Raw genomic sequence first — 24,717 nt, 5'->3', positions numbered from 1 at the left:
AGGGGGAAACGGAGGGGACGCGACGGTCGGGCGACTGCTTCTGGGTGTCGCGCGGGGGCAACTCCGAGAGCGCGGTGTCGCGCATGATGCGCTCGACCGTGTCGTGGAGGGTGCTGTCGCAGCCGATGACGGTCTCGATTCCGCCGGGAAGAACGTCGTGCTCGCGGTACCAGTCGCGCAGATCCCGCTCGGTGACGGCCGCCGCCAGGTACTCGGGATCGGTTTTCGAGGCGTGGCGGACCAGCGTTTCGTCGATCGGGATGTCGAGGTAGTAGCAGCGGGTGATGCCGCGGTGGTCGCCCACCAGGCGTTGGAGCATCTCGCCATAGTGGTCGGCGCACAGGATGCCTTCGACGACGACGTGGTAGCCGGCGCCCAGCGCGTACCGGGCCACCGTGTCGATCAGGCCGATGTTCGCGCCGCCCGGCCGGTCCCGTTCGCGCAGCACGATGCGGCGCAGGTTGTCCTGGGCGACCACGGCCAGGCCCCGGCCGAACCGGTCCCGAATCCCCGCCGCCGCCGACGACTTGCCCGACGCCGAGTTTCCCCGGACGACAATGAGCCGGGTCTCCGCGCTCCCCGCAGGCGTCCCGGCGGCCGGGAGCCTCGGGTGGTTCGTGGTGCTCATGCCGGCCATCCGACGACGGACAGCGGGTGGCCGGCGGTGATCTGCGCGAGCGCGTCGGCGGTGTAGCCGACGATCGGCTCCGGAAGCCCGTCCAGCGGCCAGAAGCGCAGGTCGGTGCACTTGTCCGGTTCGCGGTTGGTGATCTTCCCGGTGTACGCGCGGGCGGTGAAGAACAGCTGGAGGCGTCCGGTCCCGTCGTCGGCGTCGAGGTGGTGGAGGGTGTGCACCAGGTCGAGGTCCTCCTCCCGGATGGTGATGCCGAGTTCCTCCTCGGCCTCGCGGGCCATGCCGGCGAGCACGGACTCTCCCGCTTCGAGGTGGCCGGCCGGCAGGTGCCACTTGCCGTTCGCGTAGGCGGTGTTGCGCCGCCGGCCGAGGAACACGGCGCCGTTGTCGAGGAGGACGAGGTGAACGCCGACGACCAGGGTCAGTGGATCAGTCCCGGACGCGGGGGCCGCGATGGCGGCCGGTCGGTGGGCGTCATCGAGCGGATTCATGCTGTCCTCCAGGGCAGGCCGGCCGCGTCGGCGAGCATCGGCAGGTAGTGCTGCATGTAGGGCGGGACCTTGAGGGAGAGGACCTCGTCGAGGGGGACCATGCGTACGGCCAGGCCCTCGTCGCCGAGCCGCAGGTCGCTCTCACTGAACCCGCTCCTCGCAGTCGAGGGCGGGCACGGCCGAACGGTAGGCCAGTACGGTGCCGATGGGGTTGTCCATGAAGACCTCCAGACACGGGTGGTGTTCGAGCACGCCAAGCCGCGCATCCGCCTCCATGTCAGGCAAGTGCGCTTTCAGGGAGTCGAGTTGAGATGCTGCGTGGAAGCGGAGACGACTGATGATGGTGCTGTTCGATTTCGCTGTTCAAGCGGATTTCCTCCGGGCGAGCCCGGGTCGAACGGGGACGTTTCGAGCACCTTCCGGGCATGGGTCAACGCCTCCTCCAGGAGGCTGCGCAGGGCATCCGGCAGGGTGGCCGAGCCCAGCGCGCAAGCGGCGAGAGCCCGGTCGAGAGCTGCCCGCCGGACCGGGGCGAGGTGCTGCCGGACGCCCTCGTGGCGGAGGAGGTCCTGTAGTGCGTAGCCGTCGCCGGATTCACCCGTTCGGCTGGTCAGCCGGGCGAGGAGGTTTCGGCTCTCGGGGGTCTCCGAGCCAGCCGCGTCGAGTGCGGTCAGCACGAGGCGGGTGGTGAAGACGGCCAGGCCATCGTCGGGTTCGAAGGCGAGGCAGTGGTCGATCGCCGTCTCGGCGGAACCGTCGCGGTGGCACAGCTCGCGCGCGCAGTCGGGAAGGCCGACGCCGGAGACGAGGAGGGCGGCCTGGTTGAAGACGGTGGAGGCCAGGACCGGGTCGGTCTGCCGGGAGGCTGTGTCGGCCGGCTGCTGGAGCCGGCCGACACGGGCGTCGAGGGGCCGGCACGCGGGCCGGATTCGGGCGACCAGCGGGAAGCGCCGGGCTATGGGTCCGGTCGGGTGCACGCGGCTACTCCCGGATGACGGTGATGGGGTGACTGGGGCGGTCCAGGACGAACCGGCCGGCGGCCGGATCGGCGACGGCGGGAGCGTCCGGAAGCTCGAAGCGGAGGGTCCGGTCACGGAAGCCGATCGGGCGAGGCGTTCCGCGGAGCGAAGGGGGCGTATCGGACCTTCAGCCTCCGGAGACTGTTGGGTGCATTCTTCGAGAGGGCCGCTCGGGCCCGGCTCTCTTGTTGAGGTCGCCGAAGCCCCTGGCCCCACGCTGGGGCCGTATCGCGGCTGCATTCGGGCAGATGACGGAACCGGCTCGGTGCGGCACGAAGGTGACGGACAGTCAATGAGCGTCGCGGCAGGGGCGGGTGGCGGTGCAGAGGGAGAGGGTGAGCGGTCGGCCGGTCGCGGGGATGCGGTAGTGGTAGGCGGCGAAGGTGACGAGGTGGCCGGCGCCGAGGTCCACGGTGCGGTGGCGGACGGGGCTGACCAGGTGGTCCGGGTCGCCGGAGACCGTGATGTCGCCGACCTGGCCGCGGTAGGCGGTGAAGGCGTAGGAGTCCACGCCCGCCGTGGTGTCGGCGGGCATGGGGGTGCGGGGGATGAGGTCCTCGATGGCGGCGAACCAGATGGTGGTGGGGGACTCGCCCCGGTGGTTGATGACGGCGTAGCAGACGTCGAGGTTGTCCACCAGCCAGAACGCCACCGCCCGGTCCTGGCCGTCGCTGTCGAGGACGGCCAGGGCCGGCAGGGTCGGCTTCGGGCACTGGGGCGGGGTGTTGAGCGTGGCGACGAGGTCCACGATCCACTGGGCGGACGCCGGGGCGGGTTCGGGGAGCGGGACCGGGTGGCGGTAGGTGCTGGGGTCGAGGGCCGGCTCGCAGGCGGTGACCGCGGTCAGCGCCGTCATCAGCGCCGTCGTCAGCGCCAACGCTGAGCAGAGGACCCCGAGGCGGCGTCTCATCGTCTCCCCTCCCTCTCGGTACGACGGGTGGGCCCCAGGATGCGCCCCGCCCCGGGCGGCGGCAAGGCTCCGGGGCTGGAAAGGCTCCGGCGTGGAAAGGCTCGGGCGCTGGACGCCCTGCTCCGGGAGAACAGCGTGACCCGGGCCGCCGAGCGGCTCGGCACCTCACCGGCGGCGGTGAGCCGGATGCCGGCCCGGCTGCGCCGCGCGGTCGGCGATCCACCGCCGGCGCGGGCCGGGCAGGGGCTGGTGCCGACCCCGCGGGCGCTAGAACTGCGGGAGGGAGGTGGCGGAGTTGCCGCGGGGCTGCGAGAACGTGCTGCCGCCCGGGGCGGGTTTCGACCCGGTGCACCTGGAGCGGACCTTCACCGTGCAGTCCGCCGACGCGGTGCTGCCGGCCCGGGACACCGACCTGGTGACGCTCGGGGCCGCGGACTGGCTGCCGGAGACCTTCCAGGCGCTGGGCCTGCGCGGCTTCCCGATCCCGCTCGAACTCCCGCCGCTGGAGCTGGGGATGGCCTGGCAGCCGCGCAACCCGGCTGACCCGGCGCACCGTTGGTTTCGCGCGCACCTGGCGGCGGCGGTGCGGCAGGAGTAGGGCAGGTGTGGCGGCAGGGGCCGCACCCGGTGAACAGGTACGGCCCCTGGACGCTTGCGCCGATGGCCGGATGGCCGGATGGCCGCTACTTGCCCGCGATGACCTGCCCCATCGCGGCGAGCGTCGGCGAGCCGTTGTTCCAGTAATCGGAGTGCCCCGCGTTGGGGTCGACGGGCATGACGTTCGCGCCGAACTGGGGGGTCGTGGTCTGGCGGCCGTGGATCAGGTGGTGGTCGCCGTCGCCGAAGCCGAAGTCGGACTTGACGTTGTCCCAGGCGTTGTCCGCCAACCCGCCCGGGTCGACGGCGGCGGCCATGCCGATCATGTCGGCCGGGCTCTGTGCCGCGTACACGTGGGACGGGTCGATGCGCAGGTCCTGGGCGGTGTCGACGCCGGCGCCGGGGCTGGCGATGAGGACGACGTTGTCGACCGGGAGCCCGTGGTCCTTCATGGTGTAGCCGATCGTCGTGGTGCCGTAACTGTGCCCGAGGATCGTGTTGTTGGCGATGTTCCCGTTGTGGGTGGCGTGCAGCCCGTTCTCGAAGCTGACCAGGTTCTTCTCCGCGTTCTTCGCGTACGAGTCGTCCGCGGCCTCGGGGACGATGTTCTGCGGGGCGTCGTAGCCGATCCAGGTGATGGACGAGGTGGTCTTGCCGGTGCCGGCGGCGTTGGCCGCGGCGACCATCGCGTCCGAGCGGCTGATGTCGCCGTCGACCTTGCCGAGCCGGGCGCCGGTGCCGGGGACGTACGTCGACACGTTGTCCGCGGTGTCCGGGTTGTTGATCGCGACGATGGCGTGGCCCTTGCCGTTGGTGTCGAAGCCCAGCAGGTACGCGGGCGGGTGGGCGGAGTCGACCTGGGTGCCCAACCGGCCCTCGATGGCGTTGATGCCGTTCATCTTCTCGGTGAGGTCGTCGTGCTTCTTCCGCCACTCGTCCAGCTTGCCGTCCTGGATCGGTATGCCGTTCATGTCGGCACCCGTCGGGATGTCGAGCGGCTCCGGACCGAGCGCGTCGAGCTGGTGCTGGATGTCCGTCTTGGCCCGGGCGAGGTTGATCCGGTTGGCCTGGTCCCGGCCGGTGGCGGGGATGCCGTCGAGGTTGCCGAGCTGGTCGGGGTGGTTGAGGATCATCCGGTGCTGCTGCTCGTCGGTGAGGCTGTTCCACCAGGCCTGCACGCTGTTCGGGTCGGTGCCCGCGGCGGGGACCTGTTCCAGCGCGTTCGCGGCGGCCGTGTCGTTGGTGGCGACGGTGGAGTCCAGGCCGGTGCCGTTGGTCGCGTTGGTGGTCAGGTGGGCGAGCCGGCTGCTGATCGTCCGGTCCGCGTGGTCGGCCTCGGTGAGGGCGGCGCTGATCCGGTCCCGGATGTCCTTGGCGTGTACGGGGGCGCCGTGCCCGGCGAAGGTCAGCGAGTTGGGGTTGTTGTCCCAGGTGATGCCGCCGTCGGGGGCGACGGTGAGCCCCTGGGCCTTGGCGTCGTCGAGGGCGCTGATCAGGTGTGCCTGGGCGGCGGCGAAGCCTTCGGAGGCGTCGTGGAGAGCCCGGCTGATCAGGCCGATCTCCTGATGGGCGGCCACGAGTTCGTCGTGCAGGGACTTGATCCGGGTCTGGGCGTGACCGCCGGCCGTCCCGGTCCACTGGGAGTTGTTGAGCCGGTCGACGACGTCGTGCTGCCAGTTCTCCACGTGCTGGCCGAAGGCGGTGGAGAGGGTGTCGAAGGCCGTCTTGGCGATGGCGAGGTTGCAGAAGTCGGCGTCGTGGAGCGTCTTGATGTCCATCGGCTACTCCGCCGCCCTCGCGCTGCGCGGCTTCACCGGGCCGGGAACGATGGTGGTGCCGAAGGGGTCGGGCTCGTTGGTGGTCGGGACCGGTACGTCCGGGTGGATCATGTTGTTGTGGATGTCCTGCTCGACCTGGCGGTAGTAGGCCGCCGAGGTGCCCAACTTGGTGCCGAGGTCGCCCATGTCGCTGCCGAGCTTGTCCAGCAGGGTCTTCCAGCTGCTGCCGCAGGTGGTCAACGCGGCGGCGGTGAGCCAGCCTTGCATGGTGCCGGCGGCCTGGCTGCACGGGTCGGTGATCTTCGCGGTCTCGCCGGGTATGAGGCCGCCGATGTGTTGCGCGCTCTGTCCGCAGCCGTCCAACTCGGACGGTTTGACCTTGAATGCCAGGCCTGCGTCGGGTTCTGCCATTGCTTCGTTCCCCCGTCAGTTCCGGACCGGTTGCTGGGCCGGTCCGAGCGGTAACTGACGACGCATGCTAGCGGATCGTCAAGTACGGACAAGTGGTTTGACCAGGGCGTATGCGAAGGGGCCGCACCTCGGCAAAGGTACGGCCCCGAACGGGAGTTGGGGTACTTGGGCTGCTCGGACTTCTCGGGCTGCGCGGGCTTCTCGGGCTACTCGGGCTGTTCCGGCTACTTGGGTGGAGTGCCGTCGGGCCAGATGCAGGGCGAGCTGACCTGGAGGGTGAGGTCGTGACTGGAGTCGGAGGTTCCGTTGAGGATCGCGAGGAACTGGTTCTGCGGGTTCTTCATCCGGACCCAGTCGGGATGTGATCCGGCGGCGTCCGGCACCGCCTGGAAGCCCTGCCCGCTCAGGTAGCTGCGGTAGTCGGTCACCGTCTTGGCCTTGACATCTGACGGTACGTCACCGAAGTCGTAGCCCCGACTGCTCTGCTTCCGGCCGTGCGGGCCGACGTCGTTGGCGTCGCACTCCAGATCGCTGAACGCGGGCGGCAACGAGACTGCCTGGACCGGAAGTTGGGACTGGATGGCGGCGAGGTAGCCGTCGATCCGGGTCCTGGCCTGGTCCAGGGTGATCGTGGGCTTCGCGCGATCCTGGAGGGTGTCCGCCCCGCAGGCGCCCAGGGTCAGCGCGGTGACCGCCAGCACGGCCGCGACGGTCACCCGCCCGAGCGCGGAGGCGGGTGCTGCGGCGCTCATCAGGACCCCTTCCCGGCCATGATCTTCCCCATCGAGACCAGGGTGGGCGAATCGGCGTTCCAGTAGTCGGAGTGCCCCGCGTCGGGGTTGGTGGGCAGCACGGTCGCGCCGAACTGGGGGGCGGTGGTCTGTCGGCCGTACATCAGGTGGTGGTCGCCGTCGCCGAAGCCGAAGTCGGTCTTGACGTTGTCCCAGATGTTGTCCCCGACGCCGCCGGGGTCGGTGGCGGCGGCCCAGCCGATCGCGTCGGCCGGACTCTGCGCCGCGTACACATGGGACGGGTCGATGCGCAGGTCCTTGGCGGTCTCCACGCCGGCTCCGGGGCTGGCGATGAGCACGGCGTTGTCGACCGGGAGGCCGTGGTCGCGCATGGCGTAGCCCACGGTCGTGGTGCCGTAACTGTGGGCCAGGATCGTGTTGTTCCCGATCTTCCCGTCGTGGGTGGCGTGCAGCCCGTTCTCGAAGCTGACCAGCTTGTCCTCGGCGTTCTTGGCGTAGGTGTCGTCCGCGGCCTCCGGGATGATGCTCTGCGGCGCGTCGTAGCCGACCCAGGTGATCGACGAGGTGGTGCTCTTGTCGCCCGCCTGCCGGTTGGCGTTGTCCGCCGAGGCGACCATGACGTCCGAGCGGTTGATGTCACTGCCGATGCTGCCCAGCCGGGCTCCGGTGCCGGGGACGTACGTCGACACGTTGTTCGCGGTGTCGGGGTTGTTGACCGCGACGATGGCGTGGCCGTGCCCGTTGGTGTCGAAGCCCAGCAGGAAGGTCGGCGGGTGGGTGGCGTCGACCTTGGTGTTCAGCCGGGCCTCGATCGCGTTGATGCCGCCCATCTTGTCGGCGAGGTCGTCGTGCTTCTGCTGCCACTCCGTGTAGGCGGGGTTGGGGCGGATGAACCGTCCGCTGCCCAGGGTCGCCGCAGGCGCGGGGCCGAGGCCGTCCAGCTGGCGCTGGATGTCCTGCTTGCCGCGCGCCAGGTTGATCAGGTTGGCCTGGTTGCGGTCGACGGCGGGAATGCCGTCGAGGTTGCCGACCTGGTCCGGGTGGTTGAGGATCATCCGCTGCTGCTGGTCGTCGGTGAGACCGTTCCACCAGGCCTTGACGCTGTTCGGGTCGGTGCCGGCGGCGGGGATCTGGCTGAGCGCGTCCGCGGCGCTCTGGTCGGCCTTCGCGGTGGCCGAGTCCAGGCCGGTGCCGTTGCTCGCGTTGGTGGCCAGGTGGCCGAGCCGGGCGTTGATGGTCTGGTCGGCGTGGTCGGCCTCGTTGAGCGCGGCGGTGATCCGGGCCTGGATCTGCTGGGCCTGCGTGGCGGCGTCGTTCCCCGCGAAGTTCGGGGAGTTGGGGTCCTTCTCCCAGGTGATCCCACCGTCGGCGGCGACCGTCAGCTTGTGGGTCTTGGCATCGTCCAGGGCGTTGACCAGGTGCGACTGGGCGGCGGCGAAGCCGTCGTAGGCGTCCTGCAACGCACGGCTGACCAGGGCGAGTTCCTGCTTGGCGGCCTGGAGCTCGTTCTGCAGGAACTGGATCCGGGTGTTGGCGTGGCCGGCGGCCGTCCCGGTCCACTCGGAGTGGTTCAGCCGGTCGACGACCTCGTGCTGCCAGTTCTCGATGTGCTGGCCGAAGGCGGTGGCCAAGGCGTCGAAGGCGTTCTTCGCGGTGGTGATGCCGATGACGTCGGCGCCCTGGAGGGTCTTGATGTCCATCGGTTACTCGGCCGCCTTCGCACTGCGGGGCCTGACCGGGCCGGGGGTGAAGTCGGTGCCGAACGGGTCCGGCTCCGGCCCGCTCGGCGCGGGCGCGTTCGGATTCCGCATGCTGTTGTGGGCGTTCTGCTCGGCCTGCCGGTAGTACGTGGCCGAGGTGCCGAGCTTGGTGCCGACGTCGCCCATGTCACCGCCGAGCCTGTCCAGCAGGGTCTTCCAGTTGGTGCCGCAGCTGGTTATCGCACCGGCGGTGAGAAACCCCTTCAGGCCCCCGGCCGCCTGGCCGCACGGATCGTTCAACTTCGCGGTCTCGCCCGGTATCAGGCCGCCGATGTGCTGTGCGCTCTGACCACAGCCGTCCAGTTCGCCCGGCTTGACCTTGAACTCCAAGCCCGCGTCTTGTTCTGCCATGCTTCGTTCCCCCGTCAGTTCCGGACCGGCTGCTGGGGCGGTCCGGGATGATCGAAACTGGGGACGCATGTTAGCGGATCATTGATACAGACCAGCACGAAGGCGGACCAGCCGGACGCGAAGTGGCCGCACCCCCGGAAGGTGCGGCCCCGAACGGGAGTTGGGCTACTTGGGCGGGGTGCCGTCGGGCCAGACGCAGGGGGAGCTGATGTTCAGCTGGAACGAGCGGCTCACGTCGGTGGCGCCGTCCAGGATGGCGACGAAGTCGTCCTTGGGGTTTCGCATCTTCACCCAGCCGATGTGGACGCCCGGCTCCGATACCAGCTGGAACCCCTGTCCGGTGAGGTAGGTCCGGAAGGCGTCCGCAGCCTGCGCCCTGCCTGGCAGAGGGAGATTCTCGAAGGAGGCGGTCCTAGCGCTCTCCTTCCGGCCGTGTGGGCCGATGTCGTTGAGGTCGCACTCCAGGTCGCTGAACGCCGGCATCTCGGTAGGCTGGACGGGCATATGCGCCAGGGTGGTCGTCAGATAGCTGTCGATCTGCTTCTTCGCCTCGTCGAGCGTGATCGTGGGTTTCGACCGTTCCTGCAGGGTGTTCACCCCGCACGCGTTCAGGGCCAGTACGGCGACCAGCATCGTCGTGGTGGCGGTGACCCGCCTGATGAGGGGGGCGTGTTCGGGTGTGTTCATGGATCGGCTTTCCGGCGATGACGCGCGGGGGCCACACCCCGGAGGGTGCGGCCCCGAACGGGAGTTGGGCTACTTGGGCGGGGTGCCGTCGGGCCAGACGCAGGGGGAACTGACCCGGAGGGAGAGATCGTGGCTGGAGTCGGAGACCCCGTCCAGGGTGGCCAGGAAGTCGTCCTTGGGGTTCTTCAGCCTGATCCAGTCGGAACGTGAACCGGCGGCGTCCGGATCCGGTGCGAAACCGCGGCCGGTCAGGTACTCGCGGAAGGCCTTCACGGCCTCGGCCTTGGGCACGGGAGGGACATCGCCGAAGTCGTACTCCCGGCGGCTCTGCGTCCTGCCGTGCGGGCCGATGTCGTTGGCGTCGCATTCCAGGTCGCTGAAATCACCCGGGCTCTTCGCGGGCTTGACCGGCAGTGCGGCCAGAACGTCCGTGAGGTAGGTGTCGATCTGCTTCTTGGCCTGGTCCAGGGTGATCGTGGGCTTCGACCGCTCGCCCAGGGTCCCCGCTCCGCAACCGTTCAGAGTCAGTACGGCGGCCAACACCATGGTGGTGGCGGTGACCCGCCGGATCAGGGAGGCGGGTGCGGCGGTGCTCATGAGATCGGCTTTCCGGCGATGACCTCGCCCATGGCCGGCAAGGTGGGTGAGTTGTCGTTCCAGTAATCGGAGTGGTCGCCCTTGGGGTTGGTGGGCAGGATGTGCGCGCCGAACTCGGGGACGGTGGTCTGCCGACCGTGAATCATGTGGTTGTCGGTATCGACTCCTCCGACGTGTACGCCGTTGGCGTCCACGCCGGTGTAGTAGTTTCCTACACCCCATATCTCGGCGTAGTAGTCGCGGATGTTCTTCGCCATCCCCTTGGGGTCGGCGGCATCGGCCCAGCCGATCGAGTCACCGTCGCTCTGCGCCGCGTACACGTGGGACGGGTCAATTCCCAGGTCCCTGGCGTGTTCGACCCCGGCGCCGGGGCTGGCGATGAGGACGACGTTGTCCACCGGGAGGCCCTTGTCGCGCATGGTGTAGCCGACGGTCGTGGTGCCATAGCTGTGGGCCAGGACGGTGTTGTTGTCGATCTTTCCCTCGTGGGTGGCGTGCAGCCCGAGTTCGAAGCTGTGCAGCTTGTCCTCGGCGTTCTTGGCGTAGGTGTCGTCCGCGGCCTCGGGAATGATGCTCTGCGGCGCGTCGTAGCCGACCCAAGTGATCGATGAGGTGGTGCTCGGGTCTCCCGCCTTCTGGTTGGCCTTGTCGGCGGAGGCGACCATCAGGTCCGACCGTTCGATGTCGCTGCGGAGACTGTCGCCGAGACGGGCACCAGTACCGGGGACGTAGGTCGACACGTTGTTCGCGGTGTCGGGGTTGTTGACCGCGATGATGGCGTGGCCGTGGCCATTGGTGTCGAAACCCAACAGGAAGGCCGGCGGGTCTTTCTTCTGCAGTCGGCTCTCGATGCTCTCGATGCCGTGCTTCTTGTCCTCCAGTTCGTCACGCTTCTTCTTCCACGCCGTGTAATCGGGGTTCTCGACGGGCCCGCCGTTGGTCTCGGCGACGCTCAGCATCTTCTTCGGTTCGGGGCCGAGGCCGTCGAGCTGGCGCTGGAGGTCTGCTTTGCCTTGCTGCAAGTTGATCAGGTTGGCCTGGTGCCGGGCGGTGGCGGGGATGCCGTCGAGGGCGCCGACCTTGTCGTGTTCGGTCTGGATCATGTGCTGCTGCTGGGCGTCGGTGAGCCCGTTCCACCAGGCCTTGACGCTGTTGGGGTCGGTGCCGGCGGCGGGGACCTGACTGAGGGCGTCAGCCGCAGTCTGGTCGGCCTTCGCCGTGGCGGCGTCGAGGCCGGTGCCGTTGGTGGCGTTGGTGGCGAGGTGGCCGAGCCGGGCGTTGATGGTCTGGTCGGTGTGGTCGGCCTCGTTGAGCGCGGCGGTGATGCGCTTGCTGATCTCCTTGGCGGTGGCCTCGGCCTTGTCCCCGGCGTAGTTCGGGGAGTTGGGGTCCTTGTCCCAGGTGAGGCCGCCGTCGGGGGAGACGGTCATCTTGTTGTTCTTGGCGTCGTCCAGGGCGCTGATCAGGTGGGACTGGGCCGCGGCGATGCCTTCGGCGGCGTCGGCGAGGGCCTTGCTGATGAGGCCGAGTTCCTGCTTCGCGGCCTGGAGCTCGGTGCTGAGGAACTGGATCCGGGTGTTGGCGTGCCCGGCGGCCGTCCCGGTCCACTCGGAGTGGCCGAGGCGGTCGACGACGTCGTGCTGCCAGGACTCGATGTGCTGGCCGAATGCGCTGTAGAGGGCGTCGTAGGCGTTCTTCGCGATGGTGATGTTGTTGATGTTGGCGTCGTAGAGGGTCTTGATGTCCATCGCTACTCGGCCGCCTTCGCGCTGCGGGGCTTGACCGGGCCGGGGACGACGGTGGTGTCGAAGGGGTCCGGCTCGGGTCCGTTCGAGGCGGGCGCGTTCGGGTTCCGCATGCTGTTGTGGGCGGCCTGTTCGGCTTGGCGGTAGTAGGTCGCCGAGGTGCCGAGCTTGGTGCCGACGTCGCCCATGTCGCTGCCGAGCTTGTCCAGCAGGGTCTTCCAGTTGGCGCCGCAGTTCTTGATGGCGGTCGCCGTCTGCCAGCCCTGGAGGGTGCCGGCGGCCTGGTTGGACGGTTCGGTGATCTTCGTCGTTTCCCCCGGTATGAGACCGCCGATGTGCTGGGCGCTCTGTCCGCAGCCGTCCAGTTCGGCCGGTTTGACCTTGAACTCCAAGCCGGCGTCTTGTGCTGCCATGGTGCCCCCCCATGTATGCGGCCCGGCCGGCGGCCGGGCCGTGTGTTCGAAAACTAGTGACGTATGCTAACGGATTCGATACGGAGGAAGATCGGCGGACATGTGGGGGTGGTGTGGCGGCTGCCCGCCCGTCGTCCGGGATACCCTGCGGGGGTAAGCGGACGGGCGGAGGCGGCCGGGAGGCGGGGCGATGGCGCAGCAGCGGCCGTACGGTGTCCCGCTGCCCGGGGCGCTGCGCCTGCTGCTCCTTGCCGCGCTGCTGCTCGGCATCGTGACGATGCACACGCTCGGGCATCCGAGCGGTGGGCACGGTGGGGGCGAGCGGCAGGGCTCACAGGTGATGGCGGTGCACCAGCCGTCAGGGCACGGCACGACCGCCGATCCCGCCGCCGCCGACGGGATGGACCCGATGACGGTCTGTCTCGCCGTGCTGGCCGGCTGGACCGTGGTGCTGCTGCTCGCCGGGCCGCTGCTGCGCCGTAGTGGTGATGCCGCCGCCGAGGTGCGGGCGCGGTTGTTGCGGGCCGTGCGGGCGCTGCCGCCGCCCGGGGGTGGGCGGATCCTCCTCAACAGGCTGTCGGTGCTGCGTCAGTAGGCGCGCTCCGGCCGTTCCGTGCCCGCTCGCGCGCGTTCGCGCCCGCGCACGGAGTGGCTGACGCGCCGTCCTGTACGCCCACACCACCCCTGTATGAGGTGCACTCCGTCATGCGCACACCCACCCGTCGTACCGTCCTCGGCGCCGCGCTCGCCGCCGCCGGGACCGGCCTGCTCACAGCCTGTTCCTCCGGCTCGGACTCGATGAAGGGCATGGACCACTCGTCCATGGGCCGTTCCCCGGTGAACGGCTTCGTCGCCCCGAACGGCCCCGAGGTCGCCGCCGCCGAGGCGCGGCGCAGGCCCGGGCCCGAGCGCAAGGTCGCGCTCACCGCCACCGAGACCGCCCTCGACCTGGGCGGACGCACCGTCCGCAGCTGGGCCTACGGCGACCGCCTGCCCGGCCGGGAGGTGCGCGCCACCGTCGGCGACACGCTCGCGGTCACCCTCGCCAACCACCTGCCGCAGCCCACCTCGTTGCACTGGCACGGCCTCGCGCTGCGCAATGACATGGACGGCGTGCCGGGCGTGACCCAGGAGGCTGTCCGGGCGGGCGCCTCCTTCGACTACCGCTTCGCCCTCGCCCACCCCGGCACCTACTGGTTCCACCCGCACTCCGGGGTCCAGCAGGACCGCGGCCTGTACGCCCCGCTGATCGTCGAGGATCCGAAGGAGCCGCTGAGCTACGACAAGGAGTGGGTCGTCGTCCTGGACGACTGGGTGGACGGGGTCGACGGAAGCACGCCGGACGCCGTCCTCGCCGAACTCGCCAAGGGCATGGGCGGCATGGGCAGCGCGGGCGGTATGGGCGGTATGGATCACTCGGGGCATGGCATGCCCGGCATGGGCGCCCCCGCAGCCCCCACCGCCCCCGCCGGCCCGTCCCGGATGCTGATGGGCGCCGCCAGCCCGCTGCTCGGCGGCGACGCGGGCGACGTCTCCTACCCGTTCCACCTGGTCAACGGCCGCCTGGCGAGCGCCCCCGAGACCTTCGCCGCCAAGCCCGGCGACCGGATCCGGATCCGGCTGATCAACGCGGGCGGCGACACCGCCTACCGGGTCGCCCTCGGCGGGCACGAGCTGACCGTCACCCACACCGACGGCTTCCCGGTCGAGCAGGCCACCACCCAGGCGCTGTTGCTCGGCATGGGCGAGCGCTACGACGTGCTGGTCACCGTCAAGGACGGCGCCTTCCCGCTGACCGCCCTGGCCGAGGGCAAGAACGCCACCGCGCTGGCCGTGCTGCGCACCGGCGGCGGCGCGGCGCCGGACGCCTCGACGCGCCCGGCCGAGCTGGACGGCCGGCTGCTGACCGCCGGGCAGTTGAAGGCGGACCGGAGCGTCCGCCTGCCGGACAGGGCGCCGGACCGCACGGTGGCGCTGGAGCTCACCGGCGGCATGGCGAAGGCCGATTGGGCGTTCAACGGCCGCAGGTACGACCCGGCGCAGCGCTACCCGGTCGCGGCGGGGGAGCGGGTGCGGCTGGAGTTCCGCAACAGTACGAGCATGTGGCACCCCGTCCACCTGCACGGACACACCTTCGCGCTGGGCGCCGACGGCCCGCGCAAGGACACCGCGATCGTGCTGCCGGGCACGACCCTGGCGGTGGACTTCGACGCCGACAACCCGGGCCTGTGGATGGTGCACTGCCACAACGTGTACCACGCGGAGACCGGCATGATGACGGTTCTCGGTTACCGGGCGTAACCTCGTCCGGTCCGTGAGACGCCGGGGCGGGCGGATCGCCGCCCCGCCCCGGCGGTCGCCGCCGCCGATCCCCGCCACCTGCCCCGACCTGCGGAGCCATGACGTTTTCTTAACGCGGGCCGATGACGACTCCTTAACGCATGTCGCATAGCCTGGCGCACTGCCGTCGCCCGACGGCGCTTTTACGGGGTCTTTAAACAAGAGGTGCAAGGTGGTTTCGTCGGGTTCGACGGAGACGACGACGGAGGACCCGTCGTCGGCGCGAATACGGCTCCGCAGCTGGCTCCTGGAGGACATGTCCCCGGAGAAGGCCGCCAGGGACGCCGCCGCGAAGGCGCAGCAGGACGGCGCGGAGCCGGGGGACTCCGCCGCCGAGGCCGGTCACGCTGCGCACACGGGCCAGTCGTGGTGGCGCGTGATGTGCCTGACCGGTCTGGACTACTTCTCGACGCTCGGCTACCAGCCGGGCATCGCCGCCCTCGCGGCCGGCCTGCTCTCGCCGATCGCCACGATCGTGCTGGTGCTGGTCACCCTGCTGGGCGCGCTGCCGGTCTACCGGCGGGTCGCCCAGGAGAGCCCGCGGGGTGAGGGCTCGATCGCGATGCTGGAGCGGCTGCTGTCGTTCTGGAAGGGCAAACTGTTCGTCCTGGCGCTGCTGGGCTTCGCGGCGACGGACTTCATCATCACGATCACCCTCTCGGCCGCCGACGCGAGCGCCCACCTGGTCGAGAACCCGCACCTGACCGCTGCCCTCGGCGGCAAGCAGATGCTGATCACGCTGATCCTGGTCGCCCTGCTCGGTGCCGTCTTCCTCAAGGGCTTCAGCGAGGCGATCGGCCTGGCCGTCGGGCTGGTCGCGGTCTACCTGGCGCTCAACGTGGTGGTCGTGGCGGTCGGCATCTGGAAGATCATCCAGGCGCCGCACGTGGTCACCGACTGGTCCAACGCGCTGACCACCCAGCACGGCAACGTCTTCGTGATGATCGGCGTCGCGCTCGTCGTCTTCCCGAAGCTCGCGCTCGGCATGTCCGGCTTCGAGACCGGCGTCGCCGTGATGCCGCACATCAAGGGCGACGCCGACGACACCGAGGCGAACCCGGTCGGCCGGATCCGCGGCACCCGCAAGCTGCTCACCACCGCCGCCGTGATCATGAGCACCTTCCTGATCGCGACCAGCTTCATCTGCACCCTGCTCATCCCGGCCAAGGAGTTCGAGAGCGGCGGCCAGGCCAACGGCCGCGCCCTGGCCTTCCTGGCGCACGAGTACCTCGGCGGCGCCTTCGGCAGCGTCTACGACCTGTCGACCATCGCGATCCTGTGGTTCGCCGGCGCCTCCGCGATGGCGGGCATGCTCAACCTGCTGCCCCGCTACCTGCCGCGCTACGGCATGGCCCCGCACTGGGCCCGCGCCGTGCGCCCGATGGTGATCGTCCTGACCATCGTCGGCTTCCTGATCACCTGGCTGTTCGACGCCAACGTCGACGCCCAGGGCGGCGCCTACGCCACCGGCGTCCTGGTCCTGATCAGCTCGGCGGCGATCGCGGTCACCATCGCCGCCTACAAGAAGCGCCAGCGCGGCTGGACCATCGCCTTCGGGGTCATCGCGGCGGTGTTCCTGTACACCACCGTGGTGAACACCATGGAGCGCCCGGACGGTGTCAAGATCGGTGCCTGCTTCATCGCCGGCATCATCCTGGTCTCGCTGCTCTCCCGCCTCAAGCGCGCCTTCGAGCTGCGCGTCACCGAGGTGGTGCTGGACGACACGGCCGAGCGGTTCATCCGCGACTACGCCCACCGCCCGCTGCGCCTGATCGCCAACGAGCCGACCAACCGGGACGTCGCCGAGTACCGCGACAAGATCCGGCAGATCCGCGCCGACAACGACATCCCCGGCGAGGACGACCTGGTCTTCGTCGAGGTGACCGTCCGGGACGCCTCGGACTTCGAGTCCGAGCTGACCGTCCGCGGCGAGGTGCTGCACGGCCGGTACCGGGTGCTCACCCTGGAGAGCTCCAGCATCCCGAACGCGATCGCCGCGCTGGCGCTCACCGTCCGGGACCGCACCGGGCAGCGGCCGCACCTGTACTTCGAGTGGACCGAGGGCCACCCGTTCGCCCAGTTCCTGCGGTTCATCCTGTTCGGTCAGGGCGAGGTCGCGCCGGTCACCCGTGAGGTGCTGCGCGAGGCGGAGCCGGACCGGACGAAGCGTCCGCGGGTCCACGTCGGCTGACGACCGCCGCCGCCCGTAGCGCCCCGGCCCGTCCGGTCCACCAGGACCGGGCGGGCCGTCGGCGTTCCGGTGGGGGGCGCTCCGCCGCTCCACGGCTTTGTGAGCCCCCCTAGAGTGCGATCGGACCATCGGACTATCGGACCATCGGATCGCGAGAAGGGGCCCAGCCCGTCATGAGCACCGCACCCGAGCACTACGACCGTCTCCTCGCCGCCCACTACACCTGGATGCTGGGCGGCGACGTCCCCGCCCTCGCCGCGGCGCAGGCCGCACTGCTGGCAGGCCTCGGGGTCGAGCCCGGGGCCGCCGGCCGCACCGCCGTGGACCTCGGTGCAGGCCCCGGCACCCAGACCCTGGCACTGGCCGCCCTCGGCTTCGACCCCGTCCTCGCGGTGGACACCAGCGCCCCGCTGCTCGCCGAACTGCGAGAGTCCGCCGACAAGGCCGGGTACGCCGGGGCCGTCCGCACCGTCGAGGCCGACCTGCGCGGCGCGCTGCCGCGGCACACCGGGCCGGGCACGGTGGCGGCCGTGCTCTGCATGGGCGACACCCTCACCCACCTGCCCACCCGCGCGGACGTCGCGGCGCTGCTGCACGACGCCGCCGACGCACTCGCCCCGGGCGGGCGGCTGGTGCTCTCCTTCCGCGACCTCACCCGCCCGCTGACCGGCACCGACCGGTTCCTTCCGGTGCGCGCCACCGCGGACCGGATCATGACCTGCTTCCTGGAGTACCCGGACGGGGAGACCGCCCTGGTCCACGACCTGGTCCACACCCGCGCCGGCGAGGGCTGGACCCAGCAGGTCAGCAGCTACCCCAAGCTGCGGCTGGCCACCGGGTGGGTCGCGGAGCAGGTGCGTGCGGCGGGCCTGGAGGTGAGCCACGACGAGACCGGCGCGCGCGGGCTGCACGTGCTGGCGGCCGTCCGGCCGTAGCCGGCGCCCGGTCGTAGCGGTACCCGGTCGTAGCGGTACCCGGTCGTAGCGGTACCCCGGTTGTAGCGGTACCCGGTGACCCCTGGGCGCACTGCTGCGCCGACGTAGGAGCCGCTGGCGACGGCCGCCGCCCACGCCGGGATACGGCGTGGGCGGCGGATGGTGCCCGGGGGCGGCTCAGGACGGGAGGCGCAGGACCAGTCCGGGCTGGATGAGGTCCGGGTCCTCGCCGACGGCGTCGTGGTTGAGCGCGTACAGCGCGGGCCAGCCGCCGGGGACGCGCAGGGTGGCGGCGAGCTGGTCCAGGGTGTCGTCCTCGCGGACGGTCCACCGGCCGTCCGCGCCCGCGCCCGCGCCCGCGTCTGGGGCGGGCGGCGGCAGGACGGCGTCGCGCCCATGGTCGCGGGTGGCCTCGGCGGCCCCCTGGTAGCGGGTCCGGCCCCGGGCCCCCTCGCGGGCGTCCTCCCGGGCCTCGTCGCGGTCCGGGGTGGCCGTCTGGTGGGTGCGGCCGCCGAGGGCGCGGGAGCCGCAGACCGGCCAGGGGGCGAGGCCGCGCCGCTCGGCGAGGTGCTGGGCCACCTTCACCTGCTGCTCGCGGCTGGCGAGGTCGGGGCGCGGGGCGTAGGCCAGGCCGCCGTTCTCCCGCCAGGTCGGCTGGTCGAACTGGAGGCCGCCGAAGTAGCCGTTGCCGCTGTTGATGTGCCAGTTGCCGCTGCTCTCGCAGTCCGCCACCCGCTCCCAGTCGTACCGGCTGCCGTCCGACCTCCCGCCGGGGTCGGTCCCGCTGTCGCCGCCCGGGGGTGCGGCGTGGGCCGCGGGGGCGGCGAGGGCCACGGCGAGGGCGCAGAGTGCGGTGGGGACGAGGCGGCGGAGTCGAGCGGTGGGAGGCATGGGCGGCTCTCAGGTCCGGGGACAAGGCGTGCGCCGTCCGGAGGCGGCGCGTTCCAACCCAGGCACGCCGGATGGGGCGCGCCGCTGCCGACACGTCCGAGAGGTCACCCGCTCGGCCGTCCCGCACCACCCCCGTGGCCCGCGGCCATCCGGCCGTACCCCCCCCGGGTGGCAGTCGGCTCCTGGAGCGGCCGGGACGCCACGCGACGAAGGGGACGGAAGGACGATGACGGTCGATCAGGACACCGCACGGGCCGAGCTGGGGGTGATCGGCGGTTCGGGGCTGTACGCGCTGCTGGACGAGGTGGTGGAGGTGCGGGTGGAGACCCCGTACGGGCCGCCGAGCGATGCGCTGTTCGTGGGGGAGGTGGCGGGGCGTCGGGTGGCGTTCCTGCCGCGGCACGGGCGGGGGCACGGGCTGCCGGAGGCGGATCCACGCTGAGCGACTGGTCTGGACCAGCGTTCAACTGCCGTTCGCCGTAACCTCGGTTGGCGGTGGTGTGGACGTACCCTCCGGCTGGGAGCCTCCTCGGCGCATCTCGGAGCCCAGGAGGCGGCAGTGGCACATCCCCCGGCACAACTTCCGGCACAACCCCCGGCACGACCTTCGCGCAGAACGGTCCTTCGGACGGGGACGGCAGCCGGCGCGCTCGCCGCGCTGCCCGCGTCCGCCCTGCTGTGGACCCAGCCGGCCGTCGCCGGCACCCCCGGACCGGAGCAGATCCACCTCCAGTGGGGCAACGAGCCGTCCCGCGAGATGACCGTCTCCTGGGCGACCGGCGCCTCCGTGAAGCGCCCCCGGGTGCGGATCGGCACCCCGCGCGGCGGCGCGGGCCGCAGCGTCGACGCCAGCAGCCGCAGCTACGTCGACGGCCTCAACAAGGTGGAGACATTCACCCACCACGCCCGCCTGGACGGGCTGCGCCCCGACACCACGTACGTCTACGAGGTGCTGCACGACGGGGCCCAGCCCGTCCGCGGCACCTTCCGCACCGCGCCCGCCCGCGGCCGCGCCGCCTTCCGGTTCACCAGCTTCGGCGACCTCGGCACCGGCGACAACGTGTTCAAGAAGTCGTCGATCCACGGCGCCGCCGCCGTCCGCCAGGTCGAACAGTTCAACCCGCTGTTCCACCTGCTCAACGGCGACCTCGCCTACGCCAACAACAACCCGCAGCTCCAGCCGCAGGCCTGGAACGCGTTCATGAACAACCTGTCCACGTCCGCCGGCAACCGCCCCTGGATGCCGGCCCCCGGCAACCACGAGGTCGAGGCCGGCGGCGGCGACCTCGGGTACGCCTCCTACCTCACCCGCTTCGAACTGCCCGACAACGGCACCCGCGACCACTGCGGCAACTGGTACAGCTTCCAGGTCGGTTCGGTGCTGTTCGTCAGCCTGGACGGCAACGAGATCGCGGTCGAGGACGACGCCAGCCTCGACCCGGCCACCGGTCAGTCCATCTACATCAGCGGGTACAGCGAGGGCTCCCAACTCCGTTGGCTGGAGCGGGTCCTGTCGCGTGCCAGGGGCGGGAGCGCGGTCGACTGGATCGTCGTCAACCTGCACCAGTTCGCGATGTCCTCCTCCGCCGCCAGCCACGGTGGCGACATGGGCATCCGGGAGAAGCTGCTGCCGCTGCTCGACCGCTACTCCGTCGACCTCGTGCTGGCCGGCCACGACCACGACTACGAGCGCACCCACCCCGTCCGCGGCACCGAGCCGGGCGGGCTGCTCACCCCCGCCGTCGTGGACGACGACCTGCGGCAGATCGACACCTCCGAGGGCACCGTCCACCTCATCCTCGGCGGCGGTGGCACCGCCGGCCACGACGACGTCTACCTGCCCGCCGACGAGGACGGCGTCCGGCAGGCCAGCGTCCGAACCCAGCGGCTCACCTTCAAGGCCGACCCGGACGCCAAGGAGAAGGCCCACTGGTCCGCCGTCACCGACCCCGACACCAAGTACCCGTACGGCGTCGCCGTGTTCGACGTCGACCCGGGCCGGTACCCCGGTGACCGCACCACCATCACCGTCTCCTACTACCACTCGGTGCCCGCCACCGCAGCCAACCCGCTCCCCACGCCCGTCCTGTACGACCGCTTCACGCTCTACCGAGACCGCAGCGACGGCTGGGGTGACGACACCGACGACCGGGACGAGAACGGCGACGCGCGGGTGGCCGCCGGCCGGCGGTAGCACCCTCGCCGGGGAGGGCCCGCCGTTGCGGGTGGGCCCTCCCCGCGCCGCCTCCCGCGGGAATCCCCTGCCGTCGAGCGTGGTTGCCGCCGACGGCCCCGCCGCTTCGTCGCCGTGTAGGGCGCCGGTGCTGGCCGGGGTGCGGGGCGGCGTGCGGGGCGGGGAAGCCGCCGGGTCATCCGCGCGAGTGTCATCCGTACTGCGTACACACTCCGGCCGATGCGGCGGTCCGAGGGCTCGCCCGGCGGGCTGATGTGAGGTCGGCGGTCGGGCTGGAACCGTGGGCCGGGTGAGAGAACTCAGTCAAGTCATGCTTCCGATACGGCGATTGGCGGCGGTCACCGCCGCGCTCTGTCTGCTCGCGGTCCCGACCGCCGCCTCGGCCGAGAGCCCGGAGGGGAACCTGGTGGGCGACCACGGGTACTCGGCCCGGATCCAACGGACCGAGTACGGGATCCCGCACATCCGGGCGGCCGACTTCGGCGGCCTGGGTTACGGTTACGGCTACGCGTTCGCGCAGGACAACCTGTGTGCCATGGCCGACCAGGTGCTGACGCTCCGGGGCGAGCGCTCGCGGTACCTCGGCCCGACCGCCACCTCCAACGACGTGCTGGCGCACGGTCCCACCAACCTGGCCGGCGACGCCTACCACCAGGGCCTGCGGCAGTCGGGTACCGTCCGGCGGCTGCTCGACCGCCCGGCGCCGCTCGGCCCGACGGAGCAGGTCCGCCGACTGGTCGACGGCTATGTGGCCGGCTACAACCGCTATCTGCGCGACACCGGAGTGGCGAACCTGCCGGACCCGACCTGCCGGGGCAAGGACTGGGTCGGCCCGATCACCGCGCTGGACGTCTGGACCGGCGTGTACGAGTTCGGCCAGGTGGAGGGGGTCACGGCGTTCCGGCAGGACATCGCCACCGCGACCCCACCGGCGCCGACCGCCGGGGCGTCCGGTGTCGGGGCGTCCGGTGTCGGGGCGCCGCGCGCGGAGGCCCTCCCGTCCCTCCCGAAGATGCTCGCGGACGAAACCGGCAGCAACGGCTGGGCGCTGGGCCGCGACGCGACCCGAGCCCACGACGCGATGCTGCTGGCCAACCCGCACCTTCCGTGGACAGCCAACGCCCGCCTCTACCAAGTCCAGTTGACGGTCCCCGGGGTGCTGGACGTCGCCGGCGCCGGCTTCTACGGCTCGCCGGTGGTGGAGCTCGGCCACAACCGGAGCCTGGCCTGGACGCACACCGCCGACCACTCGCAGCACGCCTCCGTCTACCGGCTCTCCCTCGTCCCGGGCGATCCGACCAGCTACCTGGTCGACGGCAAGGCCGTGCCGATGACCCGGCAGACCGTGCCCGTCACCGTCCGGGGAGCCGACGGGAAGCTGTCTACCGTCACCAGCACCCTCTACGCCTCCCGCTACGGCCCGGTGCTCGGCACCGGCTGGACGGCCACCACCGCGTACGCCGTCCGGGACGCCAACGCCGACAACCTGCGTTCGGTGAACGAGTGGCTGGCGATGGGCACTTCACAGAACCTCGCGCAGTTGCAGAGCGCCCAGCACACCTACCAGGGCATGCCGTGGATGTACACGTTCGCGGTGGACACCAGCGGCACGACCTACTTCACCGACTCCTCCCGCGTCCCGCACCTCACCGACGCGCAGGGCGGGCGCTGCATCCTGCGGGCCGACCCGGAGCGGGCCGACATCGTCGACGGTTCGACGGCGGCCTGCGACTGGGGCAGCGACCCGGACGCGGTCGAGCCCGGCGTCTTCGGGCCCGGCAGCGCCCCGACCCTGACCCGGACCGACTACCTGGCCAACTCCAACAACAGCCCGCTCTACACCAACCCCGCCGCGCCGCTCACCGGCTACCCGGGCGTCTACGACAGCCGTTCCCAGCTGGAACTGCGGCCCCAGCTCGGACTGCAGATGATCGCCGGCCGGCTGGACGGCGGTGACGGACTCGGCGCGCCGGGCTTCACCCTGCCCACCCTCCAGGCGGCGATGTTCGGCGACCGTAACTACAGTGGCGAGTTCGGCCGGGACGCCGTGGTCGCCCTGTGCCGGGCCGACCCGGCGCTCACCGCGAGGGACGGCACGACGGTCGACGTCCGCGCGGCCTGCGATGCCCTCGCCGGCTGGGACCTGCGGGACGGCACCGACAGCCATGGCGCCGTGCTGTGGGCGGCCTTCTTCTCGCACCTGGTCGAGGACCTCCCGTCCACCTGGTGGCAGGTCCCGTACGACCCGGCCCACCCGGTCACCACCCCGCGCGGCATCAACGGCGACGACGTGAAGGTGCGGACGGCCCTGGCCGACGCCGTGCAGGGGCTCACCGCCCGCAAGGTCCCGCTCGATGCCTCACCCGGCAGCCTCCAGCGCTGGGCCGGGATCCCGCTGCCGGGCTGCGGCGAGGAGCAGGGCTGCTTCGACGTCGTCGCGGCCTCGCCGACGTCGGGCCACGCGGGCGGAGTCGAGCTCAGCGGCGGCAACCTGGCGCAGGGCACCAGCTTCGTGATGGCCGCCGAGCTGACGCCGGGCGGCCCCCGCACCCGCACGGTGCTGTCCTACGGCGAGTCTGCCAACCCCGCCTCGCCCCACTACTCGGACCAGACCGTGCTGTTCTCCCACCGGCAGTGGGTCACCGAACGGTTCACCGAAGCCGAGATCACGGCCGACCCGCAGCTGCGGACCACGACCCTGCACGGTTGACGGCACGGCGACAACGCAGACACACCCTGCACAGGAAGTTGCCCGGCCGACTTCCTGTGCAGGGCCGCGGCCGTCAGTCGGAGTTCTCCCAGACGAGGACGCCGGGGCCGTCCGGGGTCAGCACCGGGACCCAGGCCTCGTCGGCCTCGGACAGGCGGGACTCGTCGAGTGCCAGCGGGGCGGGGAACGCCTCGTCGCGGTTGGTGGAGCCGTAGAGGTGGAAGCCGACGGCCGCCCGGAGCCGGTCGAGCAGCTCCGGCGGCCAGTCGAGTCGGCGCGACCCCTGCATCTTCAGCGTACGGACGAAGATCGACTGCAGCTCGTCGTCCAGGTCGCGCCCGAGGATCGGGATGAGGTAGCCCTCCTGTTCGTACTGGACGCAGCCGAGCCCGCCGCCCTGGTTCTGGTAGACCACGCCGGTCGGGGCCGCCACGATGACGAACATCCAGCCCCGGCCGGTGCCGGAGCCGTCGGGATCCAGGAAGACGTACCGCTTGCCGTCGTTCGCATCAGCCATGGGCGGGAGCCTCGCACGGGACGTTCGGGCGCCGCACCGGGTTTTCAGGGGGCGTCGGCCCGGTCGGCGGAGCGGCGGTGGTACTGTCGCCGGCCGTGACAATGCCCACGACAGAGCCGCTTCCCGTGTTCCCGTACCATCCCGACCCGGTGGGCACCGGCGCCGTCGTCCGGTCCGAGGTGGAGTGCAGCTGCTGCCACCTGGCCCGCGGCCACATCTACACCGGCCCCGTCTACGCGGTGGAGAACCTCAGGGGCCGGCTGTGCCCCTGGTGCATCGCGGACGGCAGTGCGGCTGACCGCTTCGAGGCCCTGTTCACCGACGTCCTCGATGACGTCCCGATGGACCGGCTCCTCGCGATCACGCAACGCACGCCGGGCTTCAGCGGATGGCAGCAGGAGCGCTGGCTGGTCCACTGCGGGGACGGTGCGGCCTTCCTGGGCGCCGTCGGAGCCGCTGAACTCGCCGACCACCCAGAAGCATGGACGTCACTTCGGGAGGAACGGGGTGACGGACCCTGCTCCTCGTCACGGGCTGAGCAGTACCTGATGGCGTTGACCAAGAACGGTCAGCCGACCGCCTACCTCTTCCGCTGCCGTGCCTGCGGCACGCACCTCGCCTACTCGGACGCCACGTAGACCCGGAACACCCGGTCGAGCTGCTGTACAGGAAGTCGGCCGGACCGACTTCCTGTACGGAGGATGCTCTTATGGATGTCAAGCAGCGGTGGTGAGCTGCTCGGCGGTGATGGATGTAGTGCTGGGTGCGGTCAGGACCTGGTAGATCTCGCGGGC

General features: G+C 71.1%; 22 protein-coding genes and 3 pseudogenes. 10 read left to right on the top strand and 15 right to left on the bottom strand.

Annotation, left to right across the window (positions count from 1 at the left end; genetic code table 11):
- Positions 1-46 precede the first annotated feature (46 nt).
- The 4 genes and pseudogenes from ABTY61_RS28600 to ABTY61_RS28585 form a co-directional block, all read right to left on the bottom strand.
- Positions 47-628: pseudogene (locus ABTY61_RS28600) on the bottom strand (P-loop NTPase family protein); the annotation flags it as partial.
- Positions 625-1,125: an NUDIX hydrolase gene (locus ABTY61_RS28595; RefSeq protein WP_350507980.1), complete on the bottom strand. Its 501-nt coding sequence runs from the start codon at positions 1,123-1,125 to the stop codon at positions 625-627. The pseudogene ABTY61_RS28600 and the gene ABTY61_RS28595, both read right to left, overlap by 4 nt.
- Positions 1,126-1,418: 293 nt before the next feature.
- Entirely contained in the window at positions 1,419-2,102 is a 684-nt protein-coding gene (locus tag ABTY61_RS28590; protein ID WP_350507979.1) for a hypothetical protein, read from the bottom strand.
- A 331-nt stretch (positions 2,103-2,433) separates the two neighbouring features.
- Positions 2,434-3,054, bottom strand: coding sequence for a hypothetical protein (locus ABTY61_RS28585; RefSeq protein WP_350507978.1), 621 nt, complete (start codon positions 3,052-3,054; stop codon positions 2,434-2,436).
- Positions 3,055-3,093: 39 nt separating this feature from the next.
- Here ABTY61_RS28585 and ABTY61_RS42025 point away from each other — a divergent pair.
- Both ABTY61_RS42025 and ABTY61_RS42020 read left to right on the top strand, forming a co-directional pair.
- A pseudogene (locus ABTY61_RS42025) lies at positions 3,094-3,261 on the top strand (helix-turn-helix domain-containing protein); the annotation flags it as partial.
- A 79-nt stretch (positions 3,262-3,340) separates the two neighbouring features.
- Positions 3,341-3,652 (top strand): hypothetical protein, encoded by a 312-nt coding sequence (locus ABTY61_RS42020; RefSeq protein WP_502895451.1) that lies wholly within the window; start codon positions 3,341-3,343, stop codon positions 3,650-3,652.
- A gap of 85 nt (positions 3,653-3,737) precedes the next feature.
- Here the strand turns inward: ABTY61_RS42020 and ABTY61_RS28575 are convergent, their stop codons facing one another.
- The 9 genes from ABTY61_RS28575 to ABTY61_RS28535 all read right to left on the bottom strand — a co-directional run bounded on the left by ABTY61_RS28575 (position 3,738) and on the right by ABTY61_RS28535 (position 12,145).
- Entirely contained in the window at positions 3,738-5,429 is a 1,692-nt protein-coding gene (locus tag ABTY61_RS28575) for an alpha/beta hydrolase (protein ID WP_350507977.1), read from the bottom strand.
- A gap of 3 nt (positions 5,430-5,432) precedes the next feature.
- A complete protein-coding gene (locus tag ABTY61_RS28570) occupies positions 5,433-5,840 on the bottom strand; it encodes a hypothetical protein (protein ID WP_350507976.1) in 408 nt (135 codons plus the stop codon).
- A 224-nt stretch (positions 5,841-6,064) separates the two neighbouring features.
- A complete protein-coding gene (locus ABTY61_RS28565) occupies positions 6,065-6,592 on the bottom strand; it encodes a hypothetical protein (protein WP_350507975.1) in 528 nt (175 codons plus the stop codon).
- The gene (locus ABTY61_RS28560) at positions 6,592-8,292 is read right to left on the bottom strand and encodes an alpha/beta hydrolase (protein ID WP_350507974.1); all 1,701 of its coding nucleotides are present in this window, start codon (positions 8,290-8,292) and stop codon (positions 6,592-6,594) included. The genes ABTY61_RS28565 and ABTY61_RS28560 overlap by 1 nt, the downstream gene beginning before the upstream one ends.
- 3 nt (positions 8,293-8,295) lie before the next feature.
- Positions 8,296-8,703 (bottom strand): hypothetical protein, encoded by a 408-nt coding sequence (locus tag ABTY61_RS28555; protein WP_350507973.1) that lies wholly within the window; start codon positions 8,701-8,703, stop codon positions 8,296-8,298.
- A 165-nt stretch (positions 8,704-8,868) separates the two neighbouring features.
- The gene (locus ABTY61_RS28550; protein ID WP_350507972.1) at positions 8,869-9,390 is read right to left on the bottom strand and encodes a hypothetical protein; all 522 of its coding nucleotides are present in this window, start codon (positions 9,388-9,390) and stop codon (positions 8,869-8,871) included.
- 69 nt (positions 9,391-9,459) lie between these two features.
- Positions 9,460-9,987: a hypothetical protein gene (locus tag ABTY61_RS28545; RefSeq protein WP_350507971.1), complete on the bottom strand. Its 528-nt coding sequence runs from the start codon at positions 9,985-9,987 to the stop codon at positions 9,460-9,462.
- Positions 9,984-11,735: an alpha/beta hydrolase gene (locus ABTY61_RS28540; RefSeq protein ID WP_350507970.1), complete on the bottom strand. Its 1,752-nt coding sequence runs from the start codon at positions 11,733-11,735 to the stop codon at positions 9,984-9,986. The genes ABTY61_RS28545 and ABTY61_RS28540 overlap by 4 nt, the downstream gene beginning before the upstream one ends.
- Before the next feature lie 2 nt (positions 11,736-11,737).
- Positions 11,738-12,145 carry a WXG100 family type VII secretion target gene (locus ABTY61_RS28535; protein WP_350507969.1) on the bottom strand — a complete coding sequence of 136 codons (408 nt, stop codon included), beginning with the start codon at positions 12,143-12,145 and terminating at the stop codon, positions 11,738-11,740.
- 190 nt (positions 12,146-12,335) lie between these two features.
- Here ABTY61_RS28535 and ABTY61_RS28530 point away from each other — a divergent pair, with 190 nt between their 5' ends.
- The 4 genes from ABTY61_RS28530 to ABTY61_RS28515 all read left to right on the top strand — a co-directional run bounded on the left by ABTY61_RS28530 (position 12,336) and on the right by ABTY61_RS28515 (position 17,611).
- The gene (locus ABTY61_RS28530) at positions 12,336-12,740 is read left to right on the top strand and encodes a DUF6153 family protein (protein ID WP_350507968.1); all 405 of its coding nucleotides are present in this window, start codon (positions 12,336-12,338) and stop codon (positions 12,738-12,740) included.
- Positions 12,741-12,850: 110 nt separating this feature from the next.
- Complete coding sequence (locus tag ABTY61_RS28525; RefSeq protein WP_350507967.1) at positions 12,851-14,446, top strand: multicopper oxidase family protein; 1,596 nt, start codon at positions 12,851-12,853, stop codon at positions 14,444-14,446.
- A 295-nt stretch (positions 14,447-14,741) separates the two neighbouring features.
- Positions 14,742-16,676, top strand: a complete 1,935-nt coding sequence (locus tag ABTY61_RS28520; RefSeq protein WP_350507966.1) for an APC family permease — start codon at positions 14,742-14,744, stop codon at positions 16,674-16,676.
- Positions 16,677-16,849: 173 nt separating this feature from the next.
- Complete coding sequence (locus ABTY61_RS28515; RefSeq protein ID WP_350507965.1) at positions 16,850-17,611, top strand: class I SAM-dependent methyltransferase; 762 nt, start codon at positions 16,850-16,852, stop codon at positions 17,609-17,611.
- A gap of 177 nt (positions 17,612-17,788) precedes the next feature.
- Here the strand turns inward: ABTY61_RS28515 and ABTY61_RS28510 are convergent, their stop codons facing one another.
- A complete protein-coding gene (locus tag ABTY61_RS28510; RefSeq protein WP_350507964.1) occupies positions 17,789-18,502 on the bottom strand; it encodes a transglycosylase family protein in 714 nt (237 codons plus the stop codon).
- A gap of 226 nt (positions 18,503-18,728) precedes the next feature.
- Between ABTY61_RS28510 and ABTY61_RS28505 the strand changes: the two are divergent.
- The 3 genes and pseudogenes from ABTY61_RS28505 to ABTY61_RS28495 all read left to right on the top strand — a co-directional run.
- Positions 18,729-18,926, top strand: a pseudogene (locus tag ABTY61_RS28505) (5'-methylthioadenosine phosphorylase); the annotation flags it as partial.
- 135 nt (positions 18,927-19,061) lie between these two features.
- Positions 19,062-20,696, top strand: coding sequence for a purple acid phosphatase family protein (locus tag ABTY61_RS28500; RefSeq protein ID WP_350507963.1), 1,635 nt, complete (start codon positions 19,062-19,064; stop codon positions 20,694-20,696).
- 328 nt (positions 20,697-21,024) lie between these two features.
- Positions 21,025-23,406 carry a penicillin acylase family protein gene (locus tag ABTY61_RS28495; RefSeq protein ID WP_350507962.1) on the top strand — a complete coding sequence of 794 codons (2,382 nt, stop codon included), beginning with the start codon at positions 21,025-21,027 and terminating at the stop codon, positions 23,404-23,406.
- A gap of 73 nt (positions 23,407-23,479) precedes the next feature.
- Here ABTY61_RS28495 and ABTY61_RS28490 read toward each other — a convergent pair whose 3' ends face one another.
- Positions 23,480-23,923, bottom strand: a complete 444-nt coding sequence (locus ABTY61_RS28490; protein ID WP_350507961.1) for a DUF6210 family protein — start codon at positions 23,921-23,923, stop codon at positions 23,480-23,482.
- A 101-nt stretch (positions 23,924-24,024) separates the two neighbouring features.
- Here ABTY61_RS28490 and ABTY61_RS28485 point away from each other — a divergent pair, with 101 nt between their 5' ends.
- Positions 24,025-24,561 carry a CbrC family protein gene (locus ABTY61_RS28485; protein WP_350507960.1) on the top strand — a complete coding sequence of 179 codons (537 nt, stop codon included), beginning with the start codon at positions 24,025-24,027 and terminating at the stop codon, positions 24,559-24,561.
- Positions 24,562-24,717: the final 156 nt, after the last annotated feature.

This window comes from Kitasatospora sp. NPDC096128, assembly GCF_040303105.1.
GTDB lineage: Bacteria > Actinomycetota > Actinomycetes > Streptomycetales > Streptomycetaceae > Kitasatospora.
The sequence above is the reverse complement of the archived record's forward strand: the minus strand, read 5'-3'. Positions and strand labels throughout refer to the sequence as shown.

What these genes read in the sequence shown, in the direction of transcription:
- ABTY61_RS28540 (WP_350507970.1), bottom strand. Translation starts at nt 11,735, where the DNA reads ATGGACATCAAGACCCTCTACGACGCCAACATCAACAACATCACCATC.
- ABTY61_RS28565 (WP_350507975.1), bottom strand. Translation starts at nt 6,592, where the DNA reads ATGAGCGCCGCAGCACCCGCCTCCGCGCTCGGGCGGGTGACCGTCGCG.
- ABTY61_RS28515 (WP_350507965.1), top strand. Translation starts at nt 16,850, where the DNA reads ATGAGCACCGCACCCGAGCACTACGACCGTCTCCTCGCCGCCCACTAC.
- ABTY61_RS28585 (WP_350507978.1), bottom strand. Translation starts at nt 3,054, where the DNA reads ATGAGACGCCGCCTCGGGGTCCTCTGCTCAGCGTTGGCGCTGACGACG.
- ABTY61_RS28510 (WP_350507964.1), bottom strand. Translation starts at nt 18,502, where the DNA reads ATGCCTCCCACCGCTCGACTCCGCCGCCTCGTCCCCACCGCACTCTGC.
- ABTY61_RS28575 (WP_350507977.1), bottom strand. Translation starts at nt 5,429, where the DNA reads ATGGACATCAAGACGCTCCACGACGCCGACTTCTGCAACCTCGCCATC.
- ABTY61_RS28555 (WP_350507973.1), bottom strand. Translation starts at nt 8,703, where the DNA reads ATGGCAGAACAAGACGCGGGCTTGGAGTTCAAGGTCAAGCCGGGCGAA.
- ABTY61_RS28525 (WP_350507967.1), top strand. Translation starts at nt 12,851, where the DNA reads ATGCGCACACCCACCCGTCGTACCGTCCTCGGCGCCGCGCTCGCCGCC.
- ABTY61_RS28535 (WP_350507969.1), bottom strand. Translation starts at nt 12,145, where the DNA reads ATGGCAGCACAAGACGCCGGCTTGGAGTTCAAGGTCAAACCGGCCGAA.
- ABTY61_RS28595 (WP_350507980.1), bottom strand. Translation starts at nt 1,125, where the DNA reads ATGAATCCGCTCGATGACGCCCACCGACCGGCCGCCATCGCGGCCCCC.
- ABTY61_RS28530 (WP_350507968.1), top strand. Translation starts at nt 12,336, where the DNA reads ATGGCGCAGCAGCGGCCGTACGGTGTCCCGCTGCCCGGGGCGCTGCGC.
- ABTY61_RS28520 (WP_350507966.1), top strand. Translation starts at nt 14,742, where the DNA reads ATGTCCCCGGAGAAGGCCGCCAGGGACGCCGCCGCGAAGGCGCAGCAG.
- ABTY61_RS28490 (WP_350507961.1), bottom strand. Translation starts at nt 23,923, where the DNA reads ATGGCTGATGCGAACGACGGCAAGCGGTACGTCTTCCTGGATCCCGAC.
- ABTY61_RS28485 (WP_350507960.1), top strand. Translation starts at nt 24,025, where the DNA reads ATGCCCACGACAGAGCCGCTTCCCGTGTTCCCGTACCATCCCGACCCG.
- ABTY61_RS28560 (WP_350507974.1), bottom strand. Translation starts at nt 8,292, where the DNA reads ATGGACATCAAGACCCTCCAGGGCGCCGACGTCATCGGCATCACCACC.
- ABTY61_RS28545 (WP_350507971.1), bottom strand. Translation starts at nt 9,987, where the DNA reads ATGAGCACCGCCGCACCCGCCTCCCTGATCCGGCGGGTCACCGCCACC.
- ABTY61_RS28570 (WP_350507976.1), bottom strand. Translation starts at nt 5,840, where the DNA reads ATGGCAGAACCCGACGCAGGCCTGGCATTCAAGGTCAAACCGTCCGAG.
- ABTY61_RS28550 (WP_350507972.1), bottom strand. Translation starts at nt 9,390, where the DNA reads ATGAACACACCCGAACACGCCCCCCTCATCAGGCGGGTCACCGCCACC.